Origin of the sequence: Mycobacteroides franklinii (genome assembly GCF_002013895.1) — a bacterium.
GTDB lineage: Bacteria > Actinomycetota > Actinomycetes > Mycobacteriales > Mycobacteriaceae > Mycobacterium > Mycobacterium franklinii.
Genome location: NZ_MAFQ01000002.1, coordinates 20,482 through 27,074 on the forward strand (window position 1 = coordinate 20,482; position 6,593 = coordinate 27,074).

Annotated in this window: 6 protein-coding genes; 1 reads left to right on the forward strand and 5 read right to left on the reverse strand. The window is 65.8% G+C overall.

Annotated elements, in window-relative coordinates:
- Window positions 1-2 precede the first annotated feature (2 nt).
- Both B4393_RS03735 and B4393_RS03740 read right to left on the reverse strand, forming a co-directional pair.
- Window positions 3-1,772: a glycerol-3-phosphate dehydrogenase/oxidase gene (locus B4393_RS03735; RefSeq protein ID WP_070938648.1), complete on the reverse strand. Its 1,770-nt coding sequence runs from the start codon at window positions 1,770-1,772 to the stop codon at window positions 3-5.
- Between the two features lie 117 nt (window positions 1,773-1,889).
- Window positions 1,890-3,305, reverse strand: coding sequence for an NAD(P)H-quinone dehydrogenase (locus tag B4393_RS03740; protein WP_078280108.1), 1,416 nt, complete (start codon window positions 3,303-3,305; stop codon window positions 1,890-1,892).
- A 106-nt stretch (window positions 3,306-3,411) separates the two neighbouring features.
- Between B4393_RS03740 and B4393_RS03745 the strand changes: the two genes are divergently transcribed.
- Window positions 3,412-3,888 (forward strand): gamma-glutamylcyclotransferase, encoded by a 477-nt coding sequence (locus B4393_RS03745; protein WP_078333027.1) that lies wholly within the window; start codon window positions 3,412-3,414, stop codon window positions 3,886-3,888.
- On the opposite strand, the gene B4393_RS03750 is transcribed toward B4393_RS03745, so the two are convergent.
- The 3 genes from B4393_RS03750 to B4393_RS27760 form a co-directional block, all read right to left on the reverse strand.
- On the reverse strand, window positions 3,885-5,072 hold the full coding sequence (locus tag B4393_RS03750) for a M20 family metallopeptidase (RefSeq protein WP_078333028.1): 1,188 nt from the start codon (window positions 5,070-5,072) through the stop codon (window positions 3,885-3,887). The two genes, B4393_RS03745 and B4393_RS03750, sit on opposite strands and share 4 nt — an antisense overlap.
- A complete protein-coding gene (locus B4393_RS03755; protein WP_078333029.1) occupies window positions 5,069-6,274 on the reverse strand; it encodes a M20 family metallopeptidase in 1,206 nt (401 codons plus the stop codon). Before B4393_RS03755 ends, B4393_RS03750 begins: the two co-directional genes overlap by 4 nt.
- A gap of 21 nt (window positions 6,275-6,295) precedes the next feature.
- Window positions 6,296-6,593 (reverse strand): hypothetical protein (locus B4393_RS27760; RefSeq protein WP_167668593.1); only part of this gene is annotated, 298 nt, incomplete at its 5' end.

The following is a 6,593-nucleotide window of genomic DNA, read 5'->3' on the forward strand; positions in this document are numbered from 1 at the left end:
TCTTACTTGGAGGGCGATAATACGTCGGTCACCGGTTCGACGATGTACGACCGCGCCTCGGGCGCTGCCACCCGCAGGGCATCCGCCGAGGCATCATCGGGCTGGCGCTGCGAACGCACCTCGGCATCGACCCGAGCCCGATACGTATCCACTTCGCGCACAATGTCTTCTGCCGACCAACCGAGTACCGGAGCGACCAGCTCGGCGACCTCTTGGGCGCAGTCGACACCGCGGTGCGGGTATTCGATGGCGATGCGCATACGCCTGGCGAGAATGTCCTCCAGATGCAGGGCGCCCTCGGCCACCGCCGCGTAGAGCGCCTCCACCTTCAAATACATCGGCGCCTTGGTGATCGGTTGCAACAGGGTGTGATCGGAGCCCGCGCAGGCGAGCACCTCACCGATCAGCGAGCCGTACCGGTCCAGCAGATGCCGCACCCGGTACGGATGCAGGCCGTAGGTCTCCCCCACATGCTCGGTCTGGTTGATCAGCGCGAAGTACCCGTCAGCACCCAGCAGCGGCACCTTCTCGGTAATGGAGGGCGCTACCCGGGCCGGCACGAATTCGCTTGCCATATCGATGGCATCGGCCGCCATCACGCGATAGGTCGTGTACTTACCACCGGCGATAGCCACCAGGCCAGGAGCCGCCACCGCGACGGCGTGCTCGCGGGAAAGCTTGGACGTATCATCGTCCTCACCGGCCAGCAGCGGCCGCAGGCCCGCGTACACCCCGTCGATATCGTTGTGCGTCAACGGTGTTGCCAGCACCGTGTTCACCTTGTTCAAGATGTAGTCGATATCCACCTTGGTGGCCGCGGGGTGCGCAAGATCAAGATTCCACTCGGTGTCGGTGGTCCCGATGATCCAGTGGTTACCCCACGGAATCACGAACAGCACCGACTTTTCCGTCCGCAGGATGATCGCCACTTCACTGACAATCCGGTCCCGCGGCACCACGATGTGCACACCCTTGGATGCGGTCACCCGGAACCGGCCGCGCGTGCGCGACAACGCTTGAATCTCGTCGGTCCACACCCCGGTGGCATTGACGACGACATGCCCGCGAACCTCTGTTTCGGCACCGTTCTCGGTGTCCCGAACGGTCACACCGACCACCCGGTCGCCTTCCCGCAACAACGACACCACCTGTGTCGACGTCCTGACCACGGCACCGTAGTGAGCCGCGGTGCGGGCCACGTTCATGGTGTGGCGCGCGTCGTCCACCACGGTGTCGTAATAGCGAATGCCGCCGATGAGCGAGTTGCGCTTCAGCCCGGGCGCAAGACGCAACGCCCCAGCACGGGTCAGATGTTTTTGGGCGGGAACAGATTTCGCGCCGCCCATCTGGTCGTAGAGGAAGATCCCCGCGGCAATGTAGGGGCGCTCCCACCAGCGGTTCGTGAGCGGGAAAAGGAACGGCAGCGGCTTGACCAGATGCGGCGCCAGTGTCGAGAGCGACAGCTCCCGTTCGCGCAGCGCCTCCTGAACCAATCCGAATTCAAGCTGTTCCAGGTAGCGCAGGCCGCCGTGAAACATCTTCGACGAACGGCTCGAGGTACCGGCCGCGAAATCACGCGCCTCCACAAGTGCGACCTTCAGCCCGCGGGTCGCGGCGTCGAGGGCCGATCCGGCGCCGACGACACCGCCGCCGATGACGATGACGTCGAACTGCTCAGATCCCAGGCGTTCCCAGTTCAGCGAACGGGCCTGCGGTCCAAGGAACGTGTATGTGGGTCCGCGAGATCCCGACGGGCTGGTTGCGTCACTCACGACTGCTCCCTTCCACGCCCACTATTGGGGCCCCGGAGTTCCTTCCAGAGAGCCACGTTACCGGCCGGTAGCGCTCCCGTCAGTGATGTACGCCGCTGTGGCGCACATCGCCGCTGGTCAATCCAGGTCGTCGTGGGCAATCAGCTGGCGCGCCGCCTCTGTCACCGAACCGGATAGCGACGGGTAGACCGACAGCGTTTGCGCCAGGTCGTTCACCGAAAGCAGGTTCTGCACGGCGATGGCGATGGGCAGGATCAGCTCGGAGGCATTCGCGGCCACCACCACACCGCCGATCACCACGCCGGTGGCCGGGCGGCAGAAGATCTTCACGAAACCGCGCCGCAGGCCGGACATCTTGGCGCGCGGGTTCGTGTGTAGCGGCAGCGTGACCGTCCGCGCCGGCACCTCACCGTTGTCGATGGCGGCCTGGGACACTCCCACGGCGGCGATCTCCGGACGGGTAAAGACTGCAGCAGCAACGGTTTTCAACCTGATGGGCTGTACCGCGTCACCGAGTGCGTGATACATGGCGATGCGGCCCTGCATCGCGGCGACAGACGCCAGCGGCAGCAGGCCCGTGCAGTCTCCCGCGGCGTAGATACCGGCCACCGAGGTGCGCGACACCCGGTCGACGGTGAGATAGCCGCCAGGTCCGAGTGTGATTCCGACCCGCTCCAGGCCCAGACCCGTGGTGTTGGGCACCGATCCGACCGTCATCAGCACATGGCTGCCGTCGACCACCCGGCCGTCGGCCATGGAAACCCGCACACCGGTGTCGGTTCGCGTCACCGAGTCGGCCCGCGCATTCTTGACGAGCGTCACACCGCGTTCGGCCAGCGTGTCCTCCAAGACCAGGGCGGCATCCTCGTCTTCGTGCGGCAGCACGCGGTCGCGGCTGGCCACCACCGTCACCTGCACACCCAGCTCGGTGTACGCATGGACGAACTCGGCGCCCGTCACACCCGAACCCACCACGATGAGGTGTTCGGGCAATTCCTCCAGGTCATAGAGCTGGCGCCAGGTGAGAATGCGCTCGCCGTCGGGGCGGGCGTGGGGCAAAACACGTGGGCTGGCACCTGTGGCGATGAGCACTACATCGGCTTCCAAGATGGTGCTCGTCCCGTCCTGTGTGGTGGCCTTGATCCGATGGAACGCCATCCCGACCACGTGATCGACCAGCTCGGCGCGCCCGGCGATCAGCCGTACCCCGGCATTGCGCAGACGCTCGGCGATATCGGCCGACTGCTCGGAGGCCAGTCGCTTGACGCGGCTGTGAATCTGCGGCAGCGAAATCTTGGCGTGCTCCACGTCGATGTCAAAGCCCAGGTTGGGCGCGCGCCGCAGGTCGGTGCGCACACCGGTCGAGGCGATGAATGTCTTGGACGGCACGCAGTCGAACAGCACACAGGCGCCGCCGATGCCGTCCGAATCGATCACCGTCACCTCGGTGGTGCTTCGCTCATGAGCCGCGGCCACAAGTGCCGCCTCGTATCCCGCTGGTCCTCCACCAATGATCACGATGCGCGTAGCCACGCAAACAACCTACAAGCACTCCCAGGCCCCGGCTTGCCATCCTGGTTGCAGGTTCTTAGCCCGAGTGACGCATCACCATGGATCAAGGACCACTAGGCTTGCCCCCGTGCCGCTCTACGCCGCCTATGGCTCCAACATGCATCCCGAACAGATGTTGCAGCGGGCGCCGCACTCGCCCATGGCCGGCACTGGTTGGCTACACGGCTGGCGGCTGACCTTCGGCGGGGAGGACATCGGCTGGGAGGGCGCGCTGGCGACCGTCGTGCAGGACCCCCACTCGAAGGTTTTCGTGGTGCTCTACGACATGACCGGTGCCGACGAGATGAACCTCGATCGCTGGGAAGGATCCGAGCTCGGCATCCACACCAAGATCCGTTGCCGGATCGATCGTGAGTCTTCGGACACCACCACCGACCCGGTACTGGCCTGGCTCTACGTCGTCAACGCCTACGAGGGTGGACTACCGTCTGCCCGATACCTGGGTGTGATGGCGGACGCCGCGGAAATCGCCGGCGCCCCAGACGATTACGTGCACGGGTTGCGCACCCGAGCCTCGCGCAACATCGGCCCGGGAACGAGCTAGACAGATGGTGCTTTGTGCTGTGCTTGCTCGACGAGGTTGACCAGCGTCCGCACCCCGACGCCGAGGGCCCGTTCGTCGATATCGAAGTTGGGCTGGTGGATATCGAGCTGCGGCCCGGATCCTGACCAGACACCCAGGCGTGCCATCGCGCCGGGCACCTCCTCCAAGTACCAGGAGAAGTCCTCGCCGCCACCGGATTGCGTGGTCTCGGCGAGCGCGTCCAGCCCGATGTCCTGAATGGCCCGCACGAAGATATGCGTGGATTCGGCCTCGTTGATGACGGGCGGAACTCCGCGCCGATAGTTGAGGGTGTAGTCGATGCGCAGCGGCGCCAGCAGCCCCGCGATCACGTCGCGGACAGTGTCCTCCAGCGTGATCCACACATCACGGCTACCGGTCCGCACCGTGCCCGCCAGCGAGCCGATCTGCGGGATGGCGTTGGCGGCCTGACCTGCGTTGACGGCACCCCACACCATCACGGTGCCGGCTCTCGGATCGATCCGACGGCTCAGCACCCCCGGTAACCCGGTGATGACGGTGCCGAGTCCGTACACCAGATCGGCCGTCAGATGCGGCCGCGAGGTGTGCCCGCCCGGGGAATGCAGCGTGATTTCAACGGTGTCGGCCGCCGAGGTGATCGCACCGGCACGGATCGCCACCTTGCCCACCTCGAGCCGTGGATCACAATGCAGCGCAAAGATTCTCGTAACGCCCGCCATCGCCCCGGTGGCCACCACGTCGATGGCACCGCCGGGCATGACCTCTTCGGCGGGCTGGAAGATCAGGCGCACCCCGGAGGGCAGCGACGGCGCCGAATTGAGCGCCATGGCCGCGCCCAGCAGGATCGCGGTGTGTGCGTCGTGCCCACAGGCATGGGCGACGTTCGGCACCGTCGAGGAGTAGGCCGCACCGGTGCGCTCCTGCATCGGCAGAGCGTCCATATCGGCCCGCAGTGCCACCCGCGGCCCGTCCTCGGGTCCGAAGTCGCAGGTGACGCCCGTGCCGCCGGGCAAGACCTTCGGATTGAGCCCGGCTTCGGCCAACCGTGCGGCCACGTATTCGGTGGTGGCGTGCTCCTGGCGTGCCAATTCGGGATGGGCGTGGATGTGACGGCGCCAGCGCACCAGCGAGTCTGTGTTCTCCGCAAGCCATCGCTGCGCTACGGCAGATAGGGATTCACTCATACCGTCACCGTCCTGCGTGCCAGTCGATCCAGCACCCTGGAACGCTCGGCCTCGTTCTCGGCAAGGCGAATCACCGTGCGCGCCAGCATCTTCGCTCCTTCAACCACCGCCCGATCAGCACCCGGCTCCCTGGCCGCCTTTTCGAAATCGGGCTGATGGATGACCGCCCCGCCCGAATCGATACCGATAACCGGGTGGATACCGGGCAGCACCTGCGTCACGTTGCCCATATCGGTGCTGCCCAGCGGCACCGCGGCCTCGAACTCGGCGGGCACCGGCGCGCGGCCGAACGATTCCATCTCCTCGCGGAACACCTCCACCAACCAGGGATCCGGCGTCAGCTCCAGATAAGGGGGCGAGGATTCGACGAGTTCATGACTGCAACCTGTCGCCAAGGCCCCCGCGGCGAAGCAGGCGTAGACCTTCTCCTCCAGCTCGCGCAGGGAGGCTGTCTCGACGGCACGCATCGTGTACTGCATCGCGGCCCGGCCCGGAATGATGTTGGCCGCCTCACCACCCTCGGTGACAATGCCGTGGATCAGCTGTCCGGGTGAAAGGTGCTGACGCAGCAGACCGATCGAGACCTGGGCGACGGTGACCGCGTCCGCGGCGTTGATGCCCAGGTGCGGCGCGACCGCGGCGTGCGACTCCTTGCCGTGGTACGTGACCATCACGTCGGTCAGCGCGAGGGACCGTGCCCCTGCGATGTCGATCGGCCCCGGATGCAGCATCACCGCGGCCGCGATGTCGTCGAAGGCGCCGGCCTTGAGCAGCAGTGCCTTACCGCCGCCGTACTCCTCGGCCGGAGTACCGACAACCACCACGGTGAGTCCGAGGGCGTCGGCGACTTCGGCCAGACCCAACCCCGTGCCGACGGCAGAGGCCGCGATGATGTTGTGTCCGCACGCATGGCCGATCCCGGGCAGCGCGTCGTATTCGGCGCAAACTCCGACAACCAGCGGACCATCCCCATAGGTGGCACGGAATGCGGTGTCCATACCGCCCTGACCGGTGACGATCTCGAATCCGCGCTCGGCGAGCAGCCGCTGCGTTTTCAGGGCGCTGCGAACCTCATGGAACGCCAGCTCGGGCTCGGAATGAATGTCATGGGACAGCGCGACCAGATCTGTCGCCGCGGCATCCACGGCCGCGCTGGCGGTCTGGGCATGCGGGGCGGACGACGCTCCGGTGGTCAACGGCATTAGATGAGTATCCCATCATGGTTAGGCTCCGTAACTGTGACCGATGAGCGGCTTGCGCGAAGAGGCGACAACACCGATGAGCAGCTTGCGCGAAGAGGCGACAACACCGATGAGCAGCTTGCGCGAAGAGGCGACAACACCGATGAGCAGCTTGCGCGAAGAGGCGACAACACCGATGAGCAGCTTGCGCGAAGAGGCGACAACACCGATGAGCAGCTTGCGCGAAGAGGCGACAACACCGATGAGCAGCTTGCGCGAAGAGGCGACAACACCGATGAGCAGCTTGCGCGAAGAGGCGACAACACCGATGAGCAGCTTG

Bases quoted from the DNA above. Each gene is read 5' to 3' on its own strand.
- B4393_RS03750 (WP_078333028.1), bottom strand. From the start codon at position 5,072: ATGAGTGAATCCCTATCTGCCGTAGCGCAGCGATGGCTTGCGGAGAAC.
- B4393_RS03755 (WP_078333029.1), bottom strand. From the start codon at position 6,274: ATGCCGTTGACCACCGGAGCGTCGTCCGCCCCGCATGCCCAGACCGCC.